This window comes from Kitasatospora sp. NPDC032757 (genome assembly GCF_055579305.1).
Window position 1 is genome coordinate 405,492 of record NZ_JBVINN010000004.1, and the last position, 23,401, is coordinate 428,892.

Genomic DNA, 23,401 nt, shown 5'->3' on the forward strand with positions numbered 1-23,401 from the left:
CGTACGCGGTGGTGCAGAGACCTCCGGGGGCGCGGGGGGTTCAACTCGCGCCCCCGGAGGGTTTGGTGGTGCGGGTGGCGCCGGTGTGCCGGGGTGCCGGAGTGCGAGGTCCGGCGGATCGTTACTTCGATCGCCTGGTCCCGCTCAGTCGCGGGGGCTGGCGGAGCTGGAACCAGTAGAAGCCGTGGCCGGCGAGGGTGAGCAGGTACGGCCACTCGCCGATCGAGGGGAAGCGCACCCCGCCGATCAGCTCGACCGGGTACCGTCCGCCGTACTGCCGCAGGTCCAGCTCGGTCGGCTGCGCGAACCGCGAGAAGTTGTTCACGCACATGACCAGGTCCCCCTCGTGCTCGCGCACGAAGGCCAGCACCGCGGGGTTGCTGGAGGGCAGTTCGGTGTACGTGCCCAGGCCGAAGGCCGGGTTGAGCTTGCGGATCTCGATCATGCGACGCGTCCAGTGCAGCAGTGAACTCGAACTGCTCTGCTGCGCTTCGACGTTGGTCACCTGATAGCCGTACACCGGATCCATGATGGGCGGCAGACTGAGCCTGCCCGGGTCGGCGGAGGAGAAACCCGCGTTGCGGTCCGGGGTCCACTGCATCGGCGTGCGCACGCCGTCCCGGTCGCCCAGCCAGATGTTGTCGCCCATGCCGATCTCGTCCCCGTAGTAGAGCACCGGCGAGCCGGGGAGGGAGAGCAGCAGCGCGGTGAACAGCTCGATCTGGTTGCGGTCGTTCTCCAGCAGCGGGGCCAGCCGGCGGCGGATGCCCACGTTGGCGCGCATCCGGGGGTCCTTGGCGTACTCCGCGTACATGTAGTCGCGCTCCTCGTCGGTGACCATCTCCAGGGTCAGCTCGTCGTGGTTGCGCAGGAAGATGCCCCACTGGCAGCCGTGCGGGATGCGCGGCGTCTTGGCGAGGATCTCCGACACCGGGTAGCGGGACTCCCGGCGCACGGCCATGAAGATCCGCGGCATCACCGGGAAGTGGAACGCCATGTGGCACTCGTCGCCGCCGGAGGAGAAGTCGCCGAAGTAGTCGACGACGTCCTCCGGCCACTGGTTGGCCTCGGCGAGCAGCACGGTGTCGGGGTAGTCGGCGTCGATCTCCTTGCGGACCCGCTGGAGGAACTCGTGCGTCTCCGGCAGGTTCTCGCAGTTGGTGCCCTCGCGGGCGAAGAGGTACGGCACGGCGTCCAGTCGGAAGCCGTCGATGCCGAGGTCGAGCCAGAACCGGAGCCCGGCGATCATCTCGTCCTGGACCCGGGGGTTGTCGTAGTTGAGGTCCGGCTGGTGGGAGAAGAAGCGGTGCCAGTAGTACTGCTTGCGCACCGGGTCGTACGTCCAGTTGGAGGTCTCGGTGTCGACGAAGATGATCCGGGCGTCGGGGTACTGCTTGTCGTCGTCGGCCCACATGTAGAAGTCGCCGTACGGGCCGTCCGGGTCCTCCCGGGAGGCCTGGAACCACGGGTGCTGGTCGCTGGTGTGGTTCATGACGAAGTCGATGATCACGCGCATGCCGCGGGCGTGCGCGGCGTCCACGAACTCCATGAAGTCGGCGAGGTCGCCGAACTCCGGAAGCACCGACTTGTAGTCGGCCACGTCGTACCCGCCGTCGCGCAGGGGGGAGGCGAAGAACGGCGGCAGCCAGAGGCAGTCGACCCCGAGCCACTGGAGGTAGTCGAGCTTGGACGTGAGCCCCCTGAGGTCCCCGATCCCGTCGCCGTTGCTGTCCTGGAAGGACCGCACCAGCACCTCGTAGAAGACCGCACGCTTGAACCACTCGGGGTCAAGGTTCTTCTTCGAGGTCTCGGGGAAGGTGTCGGGGACGGGCTCGTTCACTGTCACGCTGGGTTCCTCCGAACCGTGAGGAGGTGAGCCGGCTCGGCTGAGGGATCGAGCCGGACGTAGTTGTGCCGGCCCCAGGTGTAGGCGGCGCCGGTGAGTTCGTCGTGCACCGCGAAGGGCCCGTCGCCGTCGAGGGTGACGGTGGCCTCCTGGGCGTGGTGCGGGTCCAGGTTGACCACCGTGACGACGTGGTCGGTGAGGCCGTCGGCCGTGGTGGCGGTCTTGGAGAAGGCGAGCACCTGGTCGTTGTCGGTGGGGTGGAAGCGCAGGCCGCGCAGCTGCTGGAGGGCGGGGTGCCGGCGGCGGAGCCGGTTCAGCACGGTGAGCAGCGGGGCCAGGGAGTCGGTGCGGCTCCAGTCGCGCGGGCGCAGCTCGTACTTCTCCGAGTGCAGGTACTCCTCGGAGCCCGGGTGGGCCGGCTCGTTCTCGAACAGCTCGTAGCCGGCGTAGACGCCGTAGCTGGGGGAGAGGGTGGCGGCCAGGACGGCGCGGATCGCGAACGCGGCCCGGCCGCCGGTCTGCAGGTAGGCGTGCAGGATGTCCGGTGTGTTGGCGAAGAAGTTGGGCCGCATGTAGGCAGCGGTGTCACCACTGAGTTCGGTGAGGTAGTCGGTGAGTTCCTGCTTGGTGGTGCGCCAGGTGAAGTACGTGTACGACTGGTGGAAACCGATCTTCCCCAGGGTCTGCATCATCGCGGGGCGGGTGAACGCCTCTGCCAGGAACACGACATCGGGGTCGGTGCGGGCGATGTCGGCCAGCACCTTCTCCCAGAACAGCACCGGCTTGGTGTGCGGGTTGTCGACCCGGAAGATCCGCACCCCGTGGGACATCCAGAACCGGAGGACGCGGATGGTTTCCTTGACGATTCCGTCCATGTCCTGGTCGAAGTTGATCGGATAGATGTCCTGGTACTTCTTCGGCGGGTTCTCGGCGTAGGCGATGGAGCCGTCGGCGCGGTGGCTGAACCATTCCGGGTGCTTGTTCACCCACGGGTGGTCCGGTGAACACTGCAGCGCGAAGTCCAGCGCCACCTCCAGGTGCAGCGCCTCGGCCTCGGCGACGAAGTGGTCGAAGTCCTCGATGGTGCCGAGGTCCGGGTGGACGGCGTCGTGCCCGCCCTCCGGCGAGCCGATCGCCCACGGCGAGCCGACGTCGTGCGGGCCGGCCGTCAGGGTGTTGTCCGGGCCCTTGCGGTAGGCCCGGCCGATCGGGTGGACCGGCGGCAGGTAGACCACGTCGAAGCCCATCGCGGCGACGGCCGGCAGCCGCTCGGCGGCGGTGCGCAGGGTGCCCGAGCGCGGCGGCTCCACGCCGGACGGGTCCACCACCGCGCCCTCCGAGCGGGGGAAGAACTCGTACCAGGAGCCGTACAGGGCCCGCTCGCGGTCCACCTGGAGCGGCAGCGGGCGGGAGGCGCTCACCAGTTCGCGCAGCGGGTAGCGGCGCAGCAGGTCCAGCACCTCGGGGGCGAGTGCGGCGGCCAGCCGGGAGAGCGGCGGCAGGCCGGTGTCGCGCAACGCGTCCACCGCGGTCAGGATGTGCGCCCGGCCCTCCTTCTTCGGCACGCCGCCGGCGGCCCGCTCCAGCAGCAGCGCGCCCTCCTCCAGCACCAGCGCGGTGTCGATCCCGGCGGGCAGCTTCACCGAGGCGGTCTTCCGCCAGGTGGCCAGCGGGTCGCTCCACGCCTCCACCAGGTAGGACCAGCGGCCGGGCGCGGTCGGGGTGACGTACGCGCCCCAGCGGTCGGTGCCCTCGGCGAGTTCGCGCATCGGTGTCCACGGGCCGCTGCGGCCGCGCGGGTCGCGCAGGACCACGTTGGCGTTCACCGCGTCGTGGCCCTCGCGGAACACCGTGGCGGTGACCAGGAAGGTCTCGCCGGTCACGGCCTTGGCCGGGCGGCGGCCGGCGTCTACGAGGGGGCGGACGTCCAGGACGGGGATGCGGCCGATCACGGTGTCGCTCTCTGTCGTCTTGCGGGCGGAGGGCTTGCGGGCAGTCGCGGTCCGAGCGGTCGCGTTCCGGGCGGCCGCCGGTCGGGCGGGCGCCTTGCGGGGTGCGGTGGCGGCCTCGGCGGGGCCGGCCCCGGCGCCGGCCTTCGTGGTGGCGGTGGCCTCGCCGGCGGCGTCCCCGGTGCCGGCCTTCGCGGTGGCGGCCGTGGTCGCGGTGGCGCTGCGCCGGGTGGTGGTGCGCTTGCGCGGTGCCGCGGGCCGGCTCTCCTCGGCCCCGGGTTGTCGGGCCGGTTCGGTCGGCTGCTCCGTACGGATAGCCCGGGTACCCCGGGGCGCCGGCATCGGCGCGTCTGTCCGGGTGTCAGAATCCATCCGTCCGGCGGATTCCGCGACCGCTGCGTCGAGGGTGTCGGCCACCGGTGTGGACTGGTCCCGCGTGTCGCCGTGCATGCCAAGCTCCTGCCCGAGATCGGCGGCAGCTCCCGCGGGCCGCACGGGCCGGGGGGAGTACCGGGAGGACTGCTGGGTGGGGAGGCCGTGCGACCGGAAGCCTGCCCGCGCCGCCGTCCCCGGCAACCTGCCCCGCGCCCGCCAAGCCCGAGACGGGGAGCCCGAGAGCCCGCGCGCGTCCCGGCGCACGCCTCTCGGGGCACACCCCTGGGCGACCCAACCCACCCGTGAACGAGCAGGCCGAGTTCGAAGACACGCATCGGTGCGCCGTGAGCGCCGAATGGGCTAAGGAGGTTGAGGAACGATCAACGCGAAAAGGATTCGGACATGCTGCTTCAAGGGGGGCGCCGCCCGTCGCCGCACTCCCCACAGCATCAACGACCTTGGTTCATAGTCGCACCGGGGACAAGACTTTCGCAGCGGTACGACAGCAGTTTCGAGTCTTTGTGGGGGCGGAGCCACGGCTGGAAATGGAGCTGTTCCGCGATGTTCACGTATTGGTAGCGCGTTCCCCCGGAAAGTGCGCCTCGCGCGCCCCCCGTGCAGCCCAATGCGCCGAATGCGATCTCACCAATAGGCCGAACGGAGGCCCAATAGCCCACTTGACGCACCATCATGACAGCGGCCGGGGCTACGCTTCACGCCGTGAAGGCAATCCGCAGATTCACCGTCCGCACCGTCCTGCCCGAACAACTCCAGCCGTTGCACGAGCTGGCCCTCAACCTGCGCTGGTCCTGGCACCCCGAGACCAGGGACCTCTTCCGGTCCGTGGACCCGGAGGTCTGGGCCGCGACCGGTGAGGACCCGGTGCGCCTGCTGGGGGAGGTCCCGGCCGCCCGGCTCGCCGCGCTCGCCACCGACCGGCGGTTCCTGCGCATGCTCGGCGACCTCGCCGACGACCTGCGGGAGTACCTGTCCGGTCCGCGCTGGTACCAGGCGGACCGGCACGGCCTCGACCAGGAGGCCGCCGGTGCCCCGCAGCCGACCGCCATCGCCTACTTCTCGCCCGAGTACGGCATCGCCGCGGCGCTGCCCCAGTACTCCGGCGGGCTCGGCATCCTGGCCGGCGACCACCTGAAGGCCGCCAGCGACCTCGGGGTGCCGCTCATCGGCGTCGGGCTGTTCTACCGGCACGGCTACTTCCGGCAGTCCCTCAACCGGGACGGCTGGCAGCAGGAGCGCTACCCGCTCCTCGACCCGGACGAACTGGCCGTCACCCTGCTCCGGGAGGGTGACGGCACGCCCTGCCGGGTCGACCTCGCGCTGCCCGGCGGCCGGACCCTGGCCGCACACGTCTGGAAGGCCCAGGTCGGGCGCGTCCCCCTGCTGCTGCTCGACTCCGACATCGAGGCCAACTCACCCGCCGAGCGCGACGTCACCGACCGGCTCTACGGCGGCGGCAGCGAGCACCGGCTGCTCCAGGAGATGCTGCTCGGCATCGGCGGCGTCCGCGCGGTGCGCGCCTACTGCCGGCTCACCGGGCACCCCGCCCCCGAGGTCTTCCACACCAACGAGGGCCACGCCGGCTTCCTCGGCGTCGAGCGGATCCGCGAGCTGATCGCCGACGGCGCGGCCGGCCCCGGCCTCGACTTCGCCGCCGCCCTGGAGGCCGTCCGGGCCGGCACCCTGTTCACCACCCACACCCCCGTCCCGGCCGGCATCGACCGCTTCGACCGGGACTTGGTCGCCCGGCACTTCGGCGGGGACGCCGCGCTGCCCGGCGTCCCCGCCGAGCAGGTGCTCGCGCTCGGCGCCGAGACCTGGCGCGGCGGGGACCCGAAGCTGTTCAACATGGCCGCCATGGGCCTGCGGCTCGCCCAGCGCGCCAACGGCGTCTCCACCCTCCACGGCGAGGTCAGCCGGTCGATGTTCAACGGCCTCTGGCCGGGCTTCGACTCCGCCGACGTGCCGATCACCTCCGTCACCAACGGCGTCCACGCCGCCACCTGGATCGACCCGGCGGTCGTCCGGCTCGGCGCCGCGGAGATCGGCGCCGACCGCGCCGAGTCCGCCATGACCACCGGCGACGCCAAGCGGTGGACGGGGCTGGAGCGGATCGGCAACACCGAGATCTGGGAGCTGCGCCGCACCCTGCGGGCCCAGCTGGTGGACGAGGCCCGCCGCCGGCTGCGCGCGTCCTGGCACCAGCGCGGCGCCGGCGAGGCCGAGCTCGCCTGGGTCTCCTCGGTGCTCGACCAGGACGTGCTGACCATCGGCTTCGCCCGCCGGGTGCCCTCCTACAAGCGGCTCACCCTGATGCTGCGCGACCAGGAGCGGCTCCGCTCCCTGCTGCTGCACCCCACCCGGCCGGTTCAGATCGTGGTCGCCGGCAAGGCCCACCCGGCCGACGACGGCGGCAAGCGGCTGATCCAGCAGATGGTCGCCTTCGCCGACGACCCGGCCGTCCGGCACCGGATCGTCTTCCTGCCGGACTACGACATGGCGATGGCCCGGCACCTCTACCCGGGCTGCGACGTCTGGCTGAACAACCCGCTGCGCCCGCTGGAGGCCTGTGGCACCTCGGGGATGAAGGCCGCGCTCAACGGCTGCCTCAACCTGTCCGTCCTGGACGGCTGGTGGGACGAGTGGTACGACGGCCAGAACGGCTGGGCGATCCCCACCGCCGACGAGACCGGCGGCGTCCTCGACCCGGAGAGCAGTGAGGCCGAGCGGCGGGACGACATCGAGTCCGCCGCGCTGTACGACCTGATCGAGCACCAGGTGGCCGCCCGGTTCTACGACCGGGGCGCGGACGGGCTGCCGCACCGCTGGATCGCCATGGTCCGGCACACCCTGGTCACCCTCGGGCCCAAGGTGCTGGCCGGGCGGATGGTCCGCGAGTACGTCGAGCGGCTGTACACGCCGGCCGCGCAGGCCCAGCGGGAGCTGGCGGCGGTGGTGCCGGGTCCGTCCCCGGCCGAGGGGGGCGTCGGCGTCGGGTCCGAGCGCCCGGAGGCGAGTGGGCCGGTGACGGGTCCCTACGCCGGGGCGCGGGAGCTCGCCGTCTGGAAGGCCCGGGTGCGGGAGGCCTGGCCGGCCGTGCGGGTCGAGCACGTCGAGGCGGACTGCCCGGACGAGGCGCAGGAGCTGGGCAGCTCGCTGGCGCTGCGGGTGCAGGTCGCGCTCGGCACGCTGGAGCCCGGCGATGTCGAGGTGCAGGCGGTCTCCGGGCGGGTGAACGAGTCGGACGGCATCTCGGAGGCCTGCCTGCTCGCCCTGAAGCCGGTCGGCGGGCCGGACCTCGACGGGCACACCCGCTACGAGGGCTCGCTGGAGCTCTGCCGGACGGGCCCGTTCGGGTACACCGTCCGGGTGCTGCCGGCCCATCCGCGGCTGGCCTCACCGGCCGAGCTGGGCCTGGTCGCCCTGCCGGCGGAGTCGGCGGGGATGGACGCGGGGCTGCTGCGCTGAGCGCCCGCCGAGGTGGGGAGGGCCGTCGGTCGGCCCTCCCCACCCGCGTGCTCAGCGGACGGCGGCGACCAGGGCGTCGGTGACGGAGCGCCAGGCCACTCCGGCCTCGCGGAACCCGGCCTCGACCAGCCGGGCGGTGTGCCAGCCGGCCGGGTGCGACGCACCGTCGGCGTGCGAGCCGTAGATCGCCTTGCGGGCGGCGACGTGCTCGGCGAGGAGCGGGTCGGCCTCGGCCGCGGCCCACCACTCGGCCCAGTCGAGGACGCCCTCGGCCTTCTCGCGGGCCTGGCGGCGCTGCTGGAAGGCCTCGTCCGCGGCGGTGAGCAGCGGGATCGACTCCTCCTCGGGGGCGTGGTCGGCGTTGAGGAGGACGCCGCCGGGGCGGACCAGCCCGGCGAGGTCCCGGTAGAGCCGGGTGAGGTCGGCCGGGGGCAGCCAGTGCAGGGCGGTGGCGGTCACCACGGCGTCGAACCGGCCGTCGGGGAGCCGGTCGGCCCAGTGCGGGTCCTTGAGGTCGGCGGTGACCAGGGTGAACCGGGGCTCGCCGGCGAAGAGGCCGCGGGCGATGGCCATCAGGGCCGGGTCCTGGTCGACGCCGACGCTGGTGGCGCGGGGCAGCCGGGCGAGCAGCCGCTCGGTGATGCTGCCGGTGCCGCAGGCCAGGTCGAGGACGCGCGGTGCGGGGCCGGTGACGGCCTCGACCACGTCGAGCATCACGCGGAACCGCTCCTCGCGGTCGGGCAGGTACCACTCCTGCTGGCGGTCCCAGCTGCGCTGCCAGTTCTGCCAGTGGTTCCGGTCGGTCATGTCCGCTCCCTCGCTCCTGGGCCCGGGCTGGGCATGCGCCGTGAGGCACGGCAACGACTCTAGGCCCTTTCGGTAATGGATGAAAGGGCCTAGAGGCTATTACGGGCGAGCGAGGTGGTCAGACCAGGCTGTCGCGCCAGGCCTGGTGCAGTTCGGCGAACCGGCCGGCGCCCGCGATCAGCTCCTCCGGGGTGCCGTCCTCGACGATCCGGCCCTGGTCCATCACCAGCACCCGGTCGGCGATCTCCACGGTGGAGAGCCGGTGGGCGATGATCACCGCCGTCCGGCCGGCCAGCACCGTCCGCATCGCCCGCTGGACGGCCTGCTCGCCCGGCACGTCGAGCGAGCTGGTCGCCTCGTCCAGGATCAGTACCGCCGGGTCCGCCAGGAGGGCGCGGGCGAAGGCGACCAGCTGGCGCTGGCCGGCCGAGATCCGGCCGCCGCGCTTGCGTACGTCGGTGTCGAACCCCTCCGGCAGCGCGGCGATGAAGTCGTACGCGCCGATCTCCCGGGCGGCCTGCTCGACCTCCTCGCGGCCCGCGCCGGGCCGGCCGATCGCGATGTTCTCGGCGACGGTGCCGGAGAACAGGAAGGACTCCTGGGTCACCATCACCACCCCGCGGCGCAGCTCGGGCGTGGCGAGGTCGCGCAGGTCCACTCCGTCCAGGGAGATCCGCCCGCCGGTCGGGTCGTAGAAGCGGGCCAGCAGCTTGGCGACGGTCGACTTGCCCGCGCCGGTCGCGCCGACCACCGCCACCGTCTGCCCGGCCGGCAGCACCAGGTCGAAGGCGGGCAGCACCTCCTTGCCCGTGCGGTAGCCGAACCGGGCCTTCTCGAAGTGCACCTCGCGCCCCTTGGTGCGGGACTTCGGCAGCTCCTTCGGCTCGGCCGGCTCGGCGACGGTCGGCTCGTGGGCGAGCAGGCCGGCGATCTTCTCCAGGGCGGCGGCCGCCGACTGGTAGCTGTTCAGGAACATCGCCAGCTGGTCGATCGGGTCGTACAGCCGGCGCAGGTAGAGCACGAAGCCGGTGAGCACGCCCAGCTCCACCGTGCCGTCGGTGACCAGGAAGGCGCCGAGCAGGACGACGCCGGTGGTCCAGACGTTGGCGGTGGTGCGGGAGAGGCCGACGTACCGGGCGATCTCCAGCAGGCCGTCGGCGGTGGCGGTGGCCGCCTGCCGGTTCACCACGCCGAACGCGGCGTCGTTGGCCCGCTCGCGGCGGAACGCCTGCACCGGGCGGATGCCGTTCATCGTCTCGGTGAACCGCACGATCAGCGAGGCGGCCGCGGTGCGCGAGCGGCGGTAGACCCGGCGCGAGCGGCGCCGGAACGAGCGGGCGATCAGGAAGAGCGGCACGAAGGAGCCCAGGGAGACCAGGCCGAGCCGCCAGTCCATCACCAGGAGCAGCACCGAGATGTAACAGAGCGAGAGGAAGACCGTCAGCAGCTCCTGGAGGCCCTCGGAGAGCAGCTCGCGCAGCGCGTCCACGTCGCTGGTGGCGCGGGAGATGATCCGGCCCGAGGTGTAGCGCTCGTGGAAGTCCAGGCTGAGGCGCTGGGCGTGGCGGAAGATCCGGCCACGCAGCTCCAGCAGGATGTCCTGGTTGATCCGGGCGCTGATCTTGATGAACGCCCACTGCAGCAGGGTGCTCAGCAGTGCGAAGGAGAGATAGGCGGCGATCACCGCGATCAGCGGGCCGGCGTCGTGGTCGCGCAGCGCCGGGATGCCCCGGTCCATCGCGATCGCCACCAGCAGCGGGCCGGACTGCAGGGCCGCCTGCTGGACCAGGATCACCACCATGGCGATGACGATCCGCGGCCGGTGCGGGCCGAGCAGCGAGCGCAGCAGCGCGCGGGGTGCGCCCGGCGGGACGGGGATGTCCTCCTCGTCGGCCGGCGGGGGCGGGAGCTCCGCCACGGCCTCGGCCGACGCCTTGGCGGCGGCCTTCTCGGCGGCCTTCGTGGCGGCCTTCTCGGTGGGCTCGATCGTGGTGGTCATCGGGCGGGGCTCCCCTCCGGTACGAGGGCGGCCTCGCCCGACATCAGTTCGCGGTAGCGCGCCGAGCCGCGCAGCAGTTCCTGGTGGGTGCCGACTGCCTCGATCCGGCCGTCCGCCAGTACGGCGACCCGGTCGGCGAGCAGCACGGTGCTCGGCCGGTGGGCCACCACCAGCGCGGTGGTCGAGCCGAGCACCTGCCGCAGCGCCTGTTCGACCAGCGCCTCGGTGTGCACGTCCAGCGCGGAGAGCGGGTCGTCCAGCACGAGGAAGGCCGGGTCGCCGACCACCGCGCGGGCCAGGGCGAGGCGCTGGCGCTGGCCGCCGGAGAGGCTCAGCCCCTGCTCGCCGACCTCCGTCTCCACGCCGTCGGGCAGCTTCTCGACGAAGCCGGCCTGGGCGGTGGCGAGTGCGGCGGTCAGCTGCCCGGCGTCGGCGTCGGGCGCGCCCATCAGGACGTTCTCCCGGACGGTGGCGGAGAAGAGGGTGGGCTCCTCGAAGGCGACGGCGACCAGCTCGCGCAGCCGCTCCCGGGACAGCTCGCGGATGTCCTGCCCGTCCAGGGTGATGGTGCCGCCGGTGGCCTCGTACAGGCGGGGGAGCAGGGCGGTGAGCGTGGTCTTGCCGCTGCCGGTGGCGCCGACCAGTGCCATCGTCTCGCCGCTGCGGATGTGCAGGTCGATGCCGCGGAGCAGCTCGGGGGTGTCGGGCGGGGCGTCCGGGTAGCGGAAACGGACGCCGGTGAGGCGGATGCCGTCGGCGGTGCCGCCGGGCGCGGCCGGTGCCTTCCCGGCCGGTGTCCCGTCGGCCGGAGTCGCGCCGACCGGTGTCCCGTCGGCCGGTGCCGCGTCGTCCGGCACCTTCTCGTCCAGTACCTCGAAGAAGCGGTCGGTGGCGGTGGCGGCCTCGTTGGCGTACGCGAGCAGCCAGCCGAGCGACTCCACCGGCCAGCGCAGCGAGAGCGCGGTGGAGAGGAAGGCGACCAGGGTGCCGGTGCTCAGCTCGTCGTGCGCGACCAGGTAGCAGCCAGCCGCGAGCGCGCAGCCGAGCGCCAGCTCGGGCAGCCCGACGATGACCGCCCAGAGGTTGGCCAGCAGGCCGGCCTTGCGCAGCTCGGTGCGGCGCAGCTGGTGCGCCTGGCCGTGGAAGCGCTCGGCCATCGAGCGGTGGCGGCCGAAGGCCTTGAGGATGCGGATGCCGAGGACGGACTCCTCGATCACGGTGGCGAGGTCGCCGTTCTGGTCCTGCGCGCGGCGGGCGGCGCCCGAGTAGCCGGTCTCGAACCGCCGGGTGAGCACCATCAGCGGCCCGGCGGGCAGCAGCACGATCAGGGCGAGCCGCCAGTCCTGGGTGAACATCAGCGCGGTGCCGGCCAGGAAGGTCGCCGAGTTCACGATCAGGAAGACCAGCGGGAACGTCAGGAACAGCCGCATGGTGAACATGTCGGCGGTGGCCCGGGAGAGCAGCTGGCCGGAGCCCCAGCGGTCGTGGAAGGAGACCGGCAGCCGCTGGAGACGGGCGAAGAGGTCCCCGCGCATCGCGGTCTCCACCCCGGCGAGCGGTCTGGCCAGAATCACCCGTCGGGCGTAGAACAGGCCTGCCTCGAAGAGGCCGAGCGCCAGCAGCAGGGCGATCAGCGGCCAGAGCGCGTCGAGGTCGTGGTCGGCGATCGGCCCGTCGACGATCCGGCCGAGCACGGTCGGGACGGCCAGCAGGCTGATCGAGGCGAGCAGGGCGGAGCCGACCGAGGCGGCCAGCCGCCAGCGGATCACACGGGCGTACGGCCACAGGCGCAGCAGCGAGCGGACGGTCGACCGGCGGGCGGGCGCGGGGGCGGGGGTCTGGTTCTCGGCCATCGCCGTGAGGGTAGGCCGGGCACCCGTCATTTCTCATCCGGTTTTTCGCACCTGTCGGCGAGAACCGGCCACCCGCGCGGGGATGATCCGCCGGGTGTCAGGCGGCGGGCGTGCGCAGCAGCCGCAGCGAGCGCCCGGGCAGGGTGACGGCCTCCTGCGGGTGGTGGCTGTGGGTGCCGTTGCCGGTCTCGTCGGCGGCGGTGTCGAGGACGGTCGCGTACTGGGCATCGGGCGCGGCCCAGGGCTCGCCGGGGAGGGTGAAGGGGACGGCGTCGGGGCCGGCGTTGAGCAGCAGCAGGAAGCTGTCGTCGCGCAACGGGTTGCCGTACTGGTCGCGTTCGGACATCGCGGCGCCGGAGAGCAGCATGCCGAGGCAGGCCGTCGGGCCGAACCAGTCGGCCTCGGTCATCTCCTTGCCGCGCGAGGTGAACCAGGCCAGGTCGGGCTGGCCGCCGGGGACGGCGGCCCGGCCGGAGAAGAACGCCCGCTGGCGCAGGACGGGGTGGGCGCGGCGGAGCCGGACCAGACGGGCGGTGAGGTCGCGCAGCCCGGCCCAGCGCGGGTCGTCCAGCAGCGACCAGTCGAGCCAACTGACCTCGCTGTCCTGGCAGTAGGCGTTGTTGTTGCCACCCTGGGTGCGGCCGAACTCGTCCCCGGCGGTGATCATCGGCACACCGGTGGAGAGCAGCAGCGTGGCCATCAGGTTGCGGAGTTGGCGCAGGCGCAGGGCGTTGACGGCCGGGTCGGCGCTCTCGCCCTCGGCGCCGTGGTTCCACGAGCGGTTGTCGTCGGTGCCGTCCCGGTTGGCCTCACCGTTGGCCTCGTTGTGCTTGCGGTTGTAGGAGACGAGGTCGCGCAGGGTGAAACCGTCGTGCGCGGTGACGAAGTTGACCGAGGCGTACGGGCGCCGGCCGCCGCGCTGGTAGAGGTCCGAGGAGCCGGAGAGCCGGTAGCCCAGCTCGCGCACGTCCGGGCGGGCCCCGCGCCAGAAGTCCCGGACGGTGTCGCGGTACTTGTCGTTCCACTCGGCCCACAGCGGCGGGAAGCCGCCCACCTGGTAGCCGCCCGCGCCGACGTCCCACGGCTCGGCGATCAGCTTCACCCGGCTGAGGACCGGGTCCTGCGAGACGGCGGCGAGGAACGGGTGGTCCATGTCGACGCCGTCGTTGCCGCGGGCGAGGGCGGCCGCGAGGTCGAAGCGGAAGCCGTCCACGCCCATCTCCGTCACCCAGTACCGCAGCGAGTCGGTGACCAGCCGCACGACGTGCGGCCGGCGGGTGTCCAGGGTGTTGCCGCAGCCGGTGTAGTCGGCGTAGCCGCGCGGGCGGTTCAGCGGGAGGCGGTAGTAGCCGGCGTTGTCGATGCCGCGGAAGGAGAGGGAAGGGCCGAGCTCGGCGGCCTCCGCGGTGTGGTTGTAGACCACGTCGAGGATCACCTCGATCCCGGCGGCGTGCAGCGCGCGCACCATCCGCTTGAACTCGCCGACCTGGCCGCCGCGGCCACCCGAGGAGGAGTAGCCGGCGTGCGGGGCGAAGAAGCCGATCGTGTTGTAGCCCCAGTAGTTGACCAGCCCGCGCGCCTGGAGGTGGTCCTCGCTGGCGTGCTGGTGGACGGGCAGCAGCTCGACGGCGGTGACGCCGAGGGCGGTGAGGTGGGCGATCGCGGCGGGGTGGGCGAGACCGGCGTAGGTGCCGCGCAGGTGCGGCGGGATCTCCGGGTGACGCATGGTGAAGCCGCGCACGTGCAGCTCGTAGAGGACGGTCTCGGCCCAGGGGGTCTTGGGGCGGTGGTCGTCGTACCAGTCGTCGTCGTCGTGGACGACCACCGATCTGGGCACGTACCGGGACGAGTCGCGGTTGTCCCGGACGGTGTCGGCGACGTCCGCCTCGGGCCAGTTGCGGACGGCGGCGCAGACCGCGTCGTGCGAGGTGTAACAGCCGTCGACGGCGCGGGCGTACGGGTCGAGCAGGAGCTTCGCCGGGTTCCAGCGGGCGCCTGTCCACGGGTCCCAGCGGCCGTGCACGCGGAAGCCGTACCGGGTGCCGGGGCGGACCCCGGGCAGGAAGCCGTGCCAGGTCTGGAAGTCCTGCTCGGTGAGGCGGTGTCTGCTCTCCAGGCCGTCCTCGTCGAAGAGGCAGAGGTCGACGGCCTCGGCGCCGGCCGCCCAGAGCGCGAAGTTGGTGCCCTGCCGCCCCTGGGCGTCCGTCCGGAAGCGGGCGCCGAGCGGCTGCCAGCTGCCGGGCCACGGCGGCTCGGCGGTCGGCCCGCCGCGCGGCCGCACTCCGGCTTCCAGCTCCTGCCCTGACGCCATGGCCGTACCCTCCCTGAACCGGGGTGTCCCGGACCCCGTTCACCTTCTCTTTCCCTGATCCCACGACCCGGAAGCCCGCTGAACGGAGGCTTACGGCCCGGGGGTGGTACGGGGCCGCCCCCGGCGCGGTGCGGCGGGCGGGGGAGCGGGGCGCCGGAGCCCGCTGAACGGGGGCTTGCCCCGGGGTGTCGCCGCGGGGGCGGTGGGCCGGTGTGGTGAGGATTCCGGGGGTGAGGGCGTGTCCTGCCGGGATCACCCTCGTTGTGGGGGGTGTCGGACGGGAAAAGGCGGGAGGCCCCGGAATGCGGCCCCGAGGACGGGTTTGGGCAGGGCGCGCGGGGGCGTTGGCCTGGTGCCTGGCGGTGTTGACGGGTTGCTCCGGCGGCGCCCCGGAGAGCGGCGACGCGGCCTCTCCGGGCCCGGGCCACGCCGCCTCGGCGGGACCGGGCCACGTGGCGCCGCCGCCCGCCTCGCGGGCGGCCGTCACCGCGCTGCCCGCGGACGACGCGCAGGACGTGCCGCCGGAGGGCCCGGTCCGGGTCACGGTGGCGCAGGGCAGGCTGGTCTCGGTCCGGCTGGCCGATACCAAGGGCACCGAGGTGGCCGGGACGATCTCCGCGGACGGCTCGACGTGGAGGCCGGACGGCCTGCTGGCGCAGGGCACCGCGTACACCCTGGATGCGGTGGCCGAGGACGGGCAGGGCCAGAAGGCGGCCCACCACACGGACTTCTCGACCGTCGCCCGCGCCCACACCTTCGTCGCCTTCTTCACCCCGGAGGACGGCTCCACGGTCGGCGTCGGCATGCCGGTCTCGCTGCGCTTCAGCCGGCCGATCACCGACCGGGCGGCCGTCGAGAAGGCGGTCGCGGTGACCGCCGACCCGCCCGTGGAGGTGGCCGCGCACTGGTTCGGCAACCAGCGGCTCGACCTGCGTCCGCAGAAGTACTGGGCGGCGGGCACCAGGGTGTCGGTGGCGCTGCGGCTGAAGGACGTGCAGGGGGCGCCGGGCGAGGTCGGCACCCAGACGAAGGACGTCCGCTTCACGATCGGCCGGGCACAGGTCTCCACGGTGGACCTCGACGCCCACACCCTGACCGTGCGGGCCGGCCAGGGCGGCAGGGTGGTGAAGGCGCTGCAGGTGTCCGGCGGCGATCCGAAGCACTCGACGTACCGGGGGGTGCTGGTGGTTTCCGAGAAGTACAAGGTCACCAGGATGAACTCGAAGACCGTCGGGATGGGCGACGAGTACGACATCAAGGACGTCCCGCACGCGATGCGGCTGACCAACTCCGGCACGTTCATCCACGGCAACTACTGGGCCGACCCGGAGGTGTTCGGCACCGCGAACACCAGCCACGGCTGCATCGGCCTGGCGGACGCCAAGGGCGGGGCGAGCAAGGACACCCCGGCGGGCTGGCTGTTCGAGCACACCATCCCGGGGGACGTGCTGGAGGTGAAGGCCTCGACGGGGGAGGTCGTCCCGCCGAACAACGGCCTGAACGGCTGGAACCTGCCCTGGGACCAGTGGCTGGCCGGCAGCGCCGTCCCGCACGGGACGCCCTGAGCCCGGCGGCCCTCCCGGCCCGCCCGGTCGCCCGCCCCCCGCCCCCGTCCGGGCCCCTCCCTTCACCCCGAGTCCACCTCCGGTCCACGGACCTCCCCCCGAGATTCACTCATTCGGCTTAGCTATCCTGCTGTCCGCGCCGAAGCCCGGCGCGAAAGATCGCCGGTCAGGTGCAACCCGTCCGGGTAGATGCGCGTCCATCAGGATGGACACCGGGAGGGGAGAAACCGTGAAGCCGGTTTTGGCGGCCGACGCCGCAATACGCACCACCACCATCAACCGTCGCAACCGTGGCCTGCGCCGCAGTGCGGTGGCACTGGCGATGGGAGGGGTGCTGCTGCTCACCGCGGCATGCAACGACGACAAGGGCGGTGGGACCGGCGGTGGTGACGCGGCCGCGACGGCGGGGGCCGGCGGCGCCCCGGCGCCGGGCCAATCCTCGGCGGCGCCGAAGCCCTCGGCCGCGGTGCTGACCGTCGACCCGAAGGACGGCGCCCAGGACGTCTCGCCGACCAACGGGCTGAACGTGTCGGTGGCCAACGGCCAGCTCACCACGGTCGAGGTGACCGACAAGGAGGGCAAGCCGGTCGCGGGGGCGATCACGCCGGACGGCACCGGCTGGAAGCCGAGCGCCGCGCTGGCCGTCGGCATGGTCTACAAGGTGAACGCGCAGGCCAAGGACGCCGAGGGCCTGGTGACCGCGTCGACGACCTCGTTCACCACGCTGACGCCCGAGAAGAAGATCTCCACCAACGACAACATCGCCGACAACGCCACCTACGGCGTCGGCATGATCGTCTCGGTGGAGTTCAACAAGGACGTCAAGAACAAGGAAGCGGTCGTCAAGGGGATCACCTTCGAGACCGGTGACGGCGCCGCCACCGAGGTGAAGGGCCACTGGTTCGGCAACCGCCGGCTGGACTTCCGCCCGGCCGAGTACTGGAAGCCCGGCACCAAGGTCACCATCAAGTACCGGCTGAAGAACGTCGAGGTCGCGCCGGGCATCTACGGTGACGTGGACAAGGACGAGCCGTTCACCATCGGCCGCTCGCAGGTCGCCACCGCGGACGCCAAGACCCACCAGATGACGGTGGTCCGGGACGGCCAGAGCTCGACCGTGCCGGTCACCCTCGGGGCGGACGCGACGCCGTCCTGGGGCGGCACCATGGTGATCATGTCCAAGGAGAAGGTCACCCGGATGAACTCGCAGACCGTCGGTCTCGGCGGCGAGTACGACATCCAGGACGTTCCGCACGCCATGCGGCTGACCACCTCCGGCACCTTCGTGCACGGCAACTACTGGGCCAGCCCCTTCGGCAAGACCAACGCGAGCCACGGCTGCATCTCGATGGCGGACGTGAAGGGCGGCAGCGACACCTCGGTGGCGGGCAAGTTCTTCAACGACTCGATCGTGGGCGACGTCGTCACCATCGTGAACACCAAGGAGAAGAACGTCTCGCCCGACAACGGGCTGGGCGGCTGGAACATCGCCTGGGCGAACTGGTAGCCGAACCGGCGGCCCTCGGGGCGCCCCGACCGGTACTCCCGGCGACGTGCTCTACCCAGGTAGCGGCCTTGTCAGTCCCGGTTCGATAACGACCGGCCCGATCCTCACTCGTTGGGGTCGGGCCGGTCGTCGTTCGTGGGGTAATTGCCCCTCGAATGGCGCAACCTTTCCGTTGGCTGCGGCGTGTATCAGTCGAATCCCGCCGGGATCAGGGACGGGATCGAGGGAGGGAGTCGACGTGAGGTCGATACGCAAGGTGGTGGCCGCCGGCGTTCTCGGCGGCGCGATGGTGCTGACCAGCGCCTGCGGCGGCGGTGGCGGCAGCGGGAGCGCGGCCAAGGCCGATCTGGGGGGCGGGGCGGCCGCGGGGGCCGCGTCGACCGCCTCGGCGTCCGCGACCGGGTCGGCGTCCGCGCCGGGGTCGGCTCCGGCGGCCGCGACGCCGAAGACGTCCGCGGCGGTGGTGGACATCCAGCCGAAGAGCGGCGCGGTGGACGTGGCTCCGAGCGGTGCGCTGAAGGTCGCGGTGGCGGGGGGCAAGCTCACCACGGTCAAGGTGAGCGACAAGACCGGCAAGGAGGTGGCCGGCACGATCGCCGCCGACGGGAGCAGCTGGACCCCGTCCGCCGGCCTCGTGGTCGGCACCGCCTACCAGGTGAGCGCGATGGCCGCGGACGCCAACGGCGTGGTCGCCTCGGCGGACAGCAGCTTCACCACGCTGACGCCCGAGCGCGAGGCGAAGGCGAGCGACAACATCGAGGACAACGCCACCTACGGCGTCGGCATGATCGTCTCGGTCGACTTCGACAAGGACGTGAAGAACAAGGACGACGTCGCCAAGGGCATCTCCATCGAGACCGACAACGGCACGGTGGTGAAGGGCCACTGGTTCGGCAACCGCCGGCTGGACTTCCGCCCCGAGGCCTACTGGAAGCCCGGCACCAAGGCCACCGTCCACTACCGCCTGAAGAGCGTGGAGATCGCCCCCGGGGTGTACGGCGGCGTGGACCGGGACGAGCCCTTCACGATCGGGCGATCGCAGGTCTCGACGGTTGACGCCAAGACCCACGAGATGACGGTGGTGAACGACGCCAAGACCTCCACCATCGACATCACGTCCGGCTCGCCGGAGCACCCGACCTGGAACGGCACCATGGTCGTGATGTCCAAGGAGGGCGTGGTGCGGATGCAGTCCAGCAGCATGCCCGGCATGACCGGCGCGCCGTACGACCTGCAGGTGCCGCACTCGATGAGGCTGACCACGTCCGGCACGTACGTGCACGGAAACTACTGGAGCAACGCCTTCGGCGAGGACAACGTCAGCCACGGCTGCGTCGGTCTCAAGGACGTCAAGGGCGGCGGCGACTCCACCTCGGCGGGCAAGTTCTACGACGACTCGCTGATCGGCGACATCGTGACCGTGAAGAATTCTTCACGCGGCCAGGTGGAGCCGGACAACGGCCTCAGCGGCTGGAACCTGGCCTGGAGCGCCTGGTAGGAGCCGGTTCGTGGCAACCCGGGCTTGACGGCGGGCCGGTCCGGGTTGCACGGGGCATATGCCGATCGGGTCGTGATCGTTTGCTCATTGTCCGTACGCGGCTGCTTGCGTTCCGCAATGATGGGTCGCATGGCGGGTTGGGGCGAAACAGATCAGTCATCACTTCCTGGGTCCAGCTTGGTTGCTGACACGTCGTGGATGTGCTTCCAGGACACGCTCGCGGCCCTGGAGCGGCTCAGCTCGGAGGACCTGGAGCGGATGTATTCCGGCAGGCTCGGCGATCAGTCGGAGCCGGGCGAGGTGCGGTTGCCGTCCCGGCCGGAGTCCGGCCCGGTGGCCCGCCGGCTGGTGCTCTCCGTCCTCGAATCCTGGGACCTGCACCAGCAGTTGGAGGTCGGCGAACTGCTGACTGGCGAGCTGGTCGCCAACGCGGTGCGGCACGCGGCCGGGCGCACCATCGGCCTCCAGGTGATGCGCAAGCCGGGCTGGCTGCGGGTCGAGGTGCGGGACTCCTCGCGGTCCCTGCCCTGCCTGATCCTGGCCGAGCCGCTGCCGGTCAACGAGCGCGGCCGCGGCCTCAGGATCGTCGACGACCTCTCCGACCGCTGGGGCGCGGACCTGCTGCCGCGCGGCAAGGGCGTCTGGTTCGAGCTGAAGGTCCGCGAGCGGCACTGAGGCTCCTGGCGGGGCGCGTGGGGCCCGGAAAACACGCAGGGCCCCCGATGGCGCCGTGGTCCGGCGGCTGGGGGCCCCTGCAAGTCATCGCGCCGGCCAAGGGGGTGCGTGCCGCGCGATGGGCGACGGCCGTGCCAGGTCGGGCCAGCCGTAGTCGGTGTGTCCGCGGCGGAGGCGAGGGAATCTCGCTGGCGTCCGCCCTCGGACTCCTCGACTATCGCACGGATCTCAGCATGTGGGCAAACCGAGAATCTTGGATTACAAGGTTTGTAACCTGGTTCACCTTTGGATTTTGCATAGGTTAACGCCATCGCCTGAGATTATTCATGATCGATGCAAAACCGGCCCGTGTGCGGGCGGCCTGGCGGCGCACCACTGCGGGGGCCGGTCGCGGGGGTGCCGGCGGTGCGGCGGGGGCGCCGGCGCGGCAGGCCCCGCGGAGGCCGCCGAGCACCGCCCGGGGCCGCGCCGGGACGAAATCTCGTTGACTTCGAGTGGGCTTCCGGTTTTACGGTGCCCCTGGTAAGTGATCGTCCACGGGGGAAGTTCATGACGAACCAGCAGGCCCACGAGGCCCTCATCGCGTTCGACCGGGCCCGGCGGGCCGACTTCGGCTTCAGCCGGCCGCAGCTCCGGCTGCTGCGCCATCTGTCGCAGCACGACCTCTCGCCCGACGGCCGCGGCCTGACCGTGGCCGAGCTCCGGGAGGCCATGCGCTCCCACCTCGGACCCGGGGACGACCTCGGGGCCGATGCCGCGGTGCTGCTGGAGCTCGGGTGGCTCACGGGGGACGGCGAGGGGCGGCTGTGGATCACCGAGTCGGGCGAGGCGGCCCGTGCCGACCTCGCGCGACATGCCCCGGTCGGCCGCGAGCAGATCCACCACGGCGTCGACGACGCCGGCCACGTCACCGCCCCGAAGGTGCCGCGGCAGATGATCCGGGACGCCGGCGGCCGGCCGGCCAGGACCTAGCCGTTCCCGGTGCCCGCCGCACGGGAGGTCGGCCGGTCCGACGTCCTGTGCGGGCGGCCGGGCCGAGGCCGGCGGCCGATGCCGTGGCTCGGTGATCAGGCGCCTGAGGTCCGGCCCCCGGTGCGACGGTCCTCCGGGCGAGATCCGTCCCGCCCGGGTCATGCGCTCCGGAGGCGCAGGGCCAGGCCGTCCAGGACGACGTCCAGGCCGTAGGTGAACTTGGCGTTGCGCAGGGCCACCGGGTCGACGTCCACGACCGCGTCGTACGCGTGGGCGAGGTGCTCGCTGCCGGCCACCGCCTCCCGGGCCGCGGGCATCAGACGGGCGATGAAGTCGGCTTCGGTCTCGCCGGAGCGGGCGACGGTCATCAGCCAGGCCGCCTCCGTCGTACTCATGCCGATCGCGTACGAGAGCACCGTCTCGATCGCGCGCGCCGGCTCGGGAAAGCCGGCGAGGGTGAACAGGGAGGCCAGCCGCTCGGAGTAGGTCATCAGGTTGGGGCCCAGGTAGGCGAGCCCGGCCTGGCCGAGGACCGAGGCCAGCCAGCGGTGGCGCAGTGTCGTCGCGCGGAAGGACTCGGCCGCCTCGGTGACGGCCGCCCGCCAGTCGGGGCTGTCGGCGGGCGGGATGGTGATCTCGCCGAAGACCTCGTCCACCGCGAGCTCCATCAGCTCGTCCTTGGTGGCCACGTGCCGGTAGAGCGAGGTCGCACCCGCGTTCAGGCGGGCGCCGAGCTTGCGCATGGAGAGCGCCTCGACGCCGTCGGCGTCCAGCATGGCGACGGCCTCGCGGACGATCGCGGTGCGGCTGAGTGCGGGCTGGTCGGGCTCGCGCTGCTGGCGGGCCCAGACGGACGGGATCGGGTTCTGGCTGGTCCTGGTGGCCATGGGATTTCCTCACTCTCCTGCGTACACCGTGCGCATCCAGCGTACATGCGCAAGGGGTTGCGCACACCGTTCCGCTCTGCGTACAGTGTGCGCATCGAAGGAACAGCGTGCGCAAGCCGAAAGGGAAGACCCATGGAAACCCGCAACCCACGTCGCTGGTGGATCCTCGTCGTGCTCTGCCTCAGCACGCTGGTCCTGGTGATCGACAGCATGGCGCTCACCGTCGCCGTCCCGTCCATGACGGAGGACATCGGCGCCAGCACCCAGGACATCCAGTGGATCCTGGACTCCTACGTCCTGGTGTTCGCCGGACTCCTGCTCACCTCGGGCAGCCTCGGAGACCGGTTCGGACGCCGCAAGGTGATGATCATCGGCCTGCTGCTCTTCGGAGCCGCCTCACTGGCCGCGACCTTCTGCACCAACCCCGGTGAGGTCATCGCCTCCCGGATCGCGATGGGCGTCGGCGGTGCGCTGATCATGCCCTCCACCCTGTCGATCCTGATCACCGTCTTCGAGGAGGACGAGCGCAGCAAGGCCATGGCCGCCTGGGGTTCGGTGTCGATGCTCGGCCTGGTCGGCAGCCCGGTGCTCGGCGGCTTCCTGATCGACCACTTCTCCTGGCACTCGATCTTCTTCATCAACGTCCCGGTCGTCGTCCTCGCCGTCCTGGCCGGCCTCACCCTCATGCCCGAGTCCAAGGGCCCGTGGCAGAAGCCGGACCCGCTGGGCGCGATCCTCTCCGCCGCCGGTATGACCGCCCTGATCTGGTGGATCATCGAGATCCCGCAGCACGGCGCCTTCGAGGGCAAGTCGCTGATCACCCTGACGGTCGCCGTCGTCGCCCTCGGCGGGTTCGTGATCTGGGAGAACGTCACCGAGTCGCCGATGGTCCCGCTGGTCCTCTTCAAGCACCGCAACTTCAGCGGCGGCTCGCTCTCGCTGACCCTCGTCCAGATCGGCAACGGCGGCCTGCTCCTCGTCCTCACCCAGTACCTGCAGTTCGTCCTCGGCTACTCGCCCGTCAAGGCCGGCCTCGCCTTCGTCCCGCTGGCCGTCGCCGCCCTCATCGGCAACGGCGCCGGCGCCGGCCTCGCCGCCAAGATCGGCAACCGGGTCCTGATCCTGGGCGGCATGCTGATCATGGCCTCCTCGTTCGCCATCCTCACCACCGTCACCGCCGACGGCGGCTTCACCCTCCCGGCCGTCGCCCTCGGCCTGCTCGGCCTCGGCGCCGGCCTGGCCATGCCGGCCGCCGTCGGCGCGCTGATGGGCACCATCCCGGCCGACAAGGCCGGTGTCGGCTCCGCGCTCAACGACACCATCCAGCAGGCCGGTACCGCGCTGGGCATCGCCATCCTCGGCTCGCTGCTCTCCAGCCGCTTCGCCCAGGAGATGCCGGCCGGTGCGCCGGAGCAGGCCAAGCGCTCCATCGGCGACGCGCTGGCCATCGCCAACGGCGACGCAGGCCTCGTCCACGCCGCCCGGGAGGCCTTCACCTCCTCGATGTCCACCACCTTCACCATCAGCGCGGTCAGCATGCTGTCCGCGGCCGTCCTGGCCACCCTGGTCATGCGGAACGGCCGGCCCGATGCCGCGCAGGCCGCCGCCAACGAGGCGGAGCTCGTCGCCTGACCTCCGCCCGGACCCGAAGGCCGGCACCCCCTCCCCGGG

The 23,401-nt window shown here is 72.1% G+C and carries 14 protein-coding genes; 7 read left to right on the top strand and 7 right to left on the bottom strand.

Going from position 1 to position 23,401, the window contains the following annotated elements; genetic code table 11:
• Nucleotides 1-121: 121 nt before the first annotated feature.
• A complete protein-coding gene (treS, locus tag ACZ5WK_RS09455; protein WP_396320892.1) occupies nucleotides 122-1,846 on the bottom strand; it encodes a maltose alpha-D-glucosyltransferase in 1,725 nt (574 codons plus the stop codon).
• Nucleotides 1,843-3,798: an alpha-1,4-glucan--maltose-1-phosphate maltosyltransferase gene (locus tag ACZ5WK_RS09460; RefSeq protein WP_465546610.1), complete on the bottom strand. Its 1,956-nt coding sequence runs from the start codon at nucleotides 3,796-3,798 to the stop codon at nucleotides 1,843-1,845. Before ACZ5WK_RS09460 ends, treS begins: the two co-directional genes overlap by 4 nt.
• 1,092 nt (nucleotides 3,799-4,890) lie before the next feature.
• Between ACZ5WK_RS09460 and glgP the strand changes: the two genes are divergently transcribed.
• A complete protein-coding gene (glgP, locus tag ACZ5WK_RS09465) occupies nucleotides 4,891-7,656 on the top strand; it encodes an alpha-glucan family phosphorylase (RefSeq protein WP_465546504.1) in 2,766 nt (921 codons plus the stop codon).
• Nucleotides 7,657-7,707: 51 nt separating this feature from the next.
• Here glgP and ACZ5WK_RS09470 read toward each other — a convergent pair whose 3' ends face one another.
• The 4 genes from ACZ5WK_RS09470 to glgX all read right to left on the bottom strand — a co-directional run bounded on the left by ACZ5WK_RS09470 (nucleotide 7,708) and on the right by glgX (nucleotide 14,626).
• A complete protein-coding gene (locus ACZ5WK_RS09470) occupies nucleotides 7,708-8,463 on the bottom strand; it encodes a class I SAM-dependent methyltransferase (protein WP_465546506.1) in 756 nt (251 codons plus the stop codon).
• A gap of 118 nt (nucleotides 8,464-8,581) precedes the next feature.
• Nucleotides 8,582-10,462, bottom strand: a complete 1,881-nt coding sequence (locus ACZ5WK_RS09475; RefSeq protein WP_465546508.1) for an ABC transporter ATP-binding protein — start codon at nucleotides 10,460-10,462, stop codon at nucleotides 8,582-8,584.
• Entirely contained in the window at nucleotides 10,459-12,315 is a 1,857-nt protein-coding gene (locus ACZ5WK_RS09480) for an ABC transporter ATP-binding protein (protein ID WP_465546510.1), read from the bottom strand. The genes ACZ5WK_RS09475 and ACZ5WK_RS09480 overlap by 4 nt, the downstream gene beginning before the upstream one ends.
• Nucleotides 12,316-12,412: 97 nt before the next feature.
• On the bottom strand, nucleotides 12,413-14,626 hold the full coding sequence (glgX, locus tag ACZ5WK_RS09485; RefSeq protein WP_465546512.1) for a glycogen debranching protein GlgX: 2,214 nt from the start codon (nucleotides 14,624-14,626) through the stop codon (nucleotides 12,413-12,415).
• A gap of 302 nt (nucleotides 14,627-14,928) precedes the next feature.
• Here glgX and ACZ5WK_RS09490 point away from each other — a divergent pair, with 302 nt between their 5' ends.
• The 5 genes from ACZ5WK_RS09490 to ACZ5WK_RS09510 all read left to right on the top strand — a co-directional run bounded on the left by ACZ5WK_RS09490 (nucleotide 14,929) and on the right by ACZ5WK_RS09510 (nucleotide 20,843).
• Nucleotides 14,929-16,191, top strand: a complete 1,263-nt coding sequence (locus ACZ5WK_RS09490) for a L,D-transpeptidase (RefSeq protein WP_465546514.1) — start codon at nucleotides 14,929-14,931, stop codon at nucleotides 16,189-16,191.
• 229 nt (nucleotides 16,192-16,420) lie between these two features.
• A complete protein-coding gene (locus ACZ5WK_RS09495; RefSeq protein ID WP_465546516.1) occupies nucleotides 16,421-17,698 on the top strand; it encodes a L,D-transpeptidase in 1,278 nt (425 codons plus the stop codon).
• Nucleotides 17,699-17,936: 238 nt separating this feature from the next.
• Complete coding sequence (locus tag ACZ5WK_RS09500; protein ID WP_465546518.1) at nucleotides 17,937-19,196, top strand: L,D-transpeptidase; 1,260 nt, start codon at nucleotides 17,937-17,939, stop codon at nucleotides 19,194-19,196.
• A 117-nt stretch (nucleotides 19,197-19,313) separates the two neighbouring features.
• Nucleotides 19,314-19,871: an ATP-binding protein gene (locus ACZ5WK_RS09505; protein WP_465546520.1), complete on the top strand. Its 558-nt coding sequence runs from the start codon at nucleotides 19,314-19,316 to the stop codon at nucleotides 19,869-19,871.
• 549 nt (nucleotides 19,872-20,420) lie between these two features.
• Entirely contained in the window at nucleotides 20,421-20,843 is a 423-nt protein-coding gene (locus tag ACZ5WK_RS09510; RefSeq protein ID WP_465546522.1) for a MarR family transcriptional regulator, read from the top strand.
• A 158-nt stretch (nucleotides 20,844-21,001) separates the two neighbouring features.
• Here the strand turns inward: ACZ5WK_RS09510 and ACZ5WK_RS09515 are convergent, their stop codons facing one another.
• Nucleotides 21,002-21,730: a TetR/AcrR family transcriptional regulator gene (locus ACZ5WK_RS09515; protein ID WP_465546524.1), complete on the bottom strand. Its 729-nt coding sequence runs from the start codon at nucleotides 21,728-21,730 to the stop codon at nucleotides 21,002-21,004.
• A gap of 132 nt (nucleotides 21,731-21,862) precedes the next feature.
• Between ACZ5WK_RS09515 and ACZ5WK_RS09520 the strand changes: the two genes are divergently transcribed.
• Nucleotides 21,863-23,362 (top strand): MFS transporter, encoded by a 1,500-nt coding sequence (locus ACZ5WK_RS09520; RefSeq protein WP_465546526.1) that lies wholly within the window; start codon nucleotides 21,863-21,865, stop codon nucleotides 23,360-23,362.
• Nucleotides 23,363-23,401: the final 39 nt, after the last annotated feature.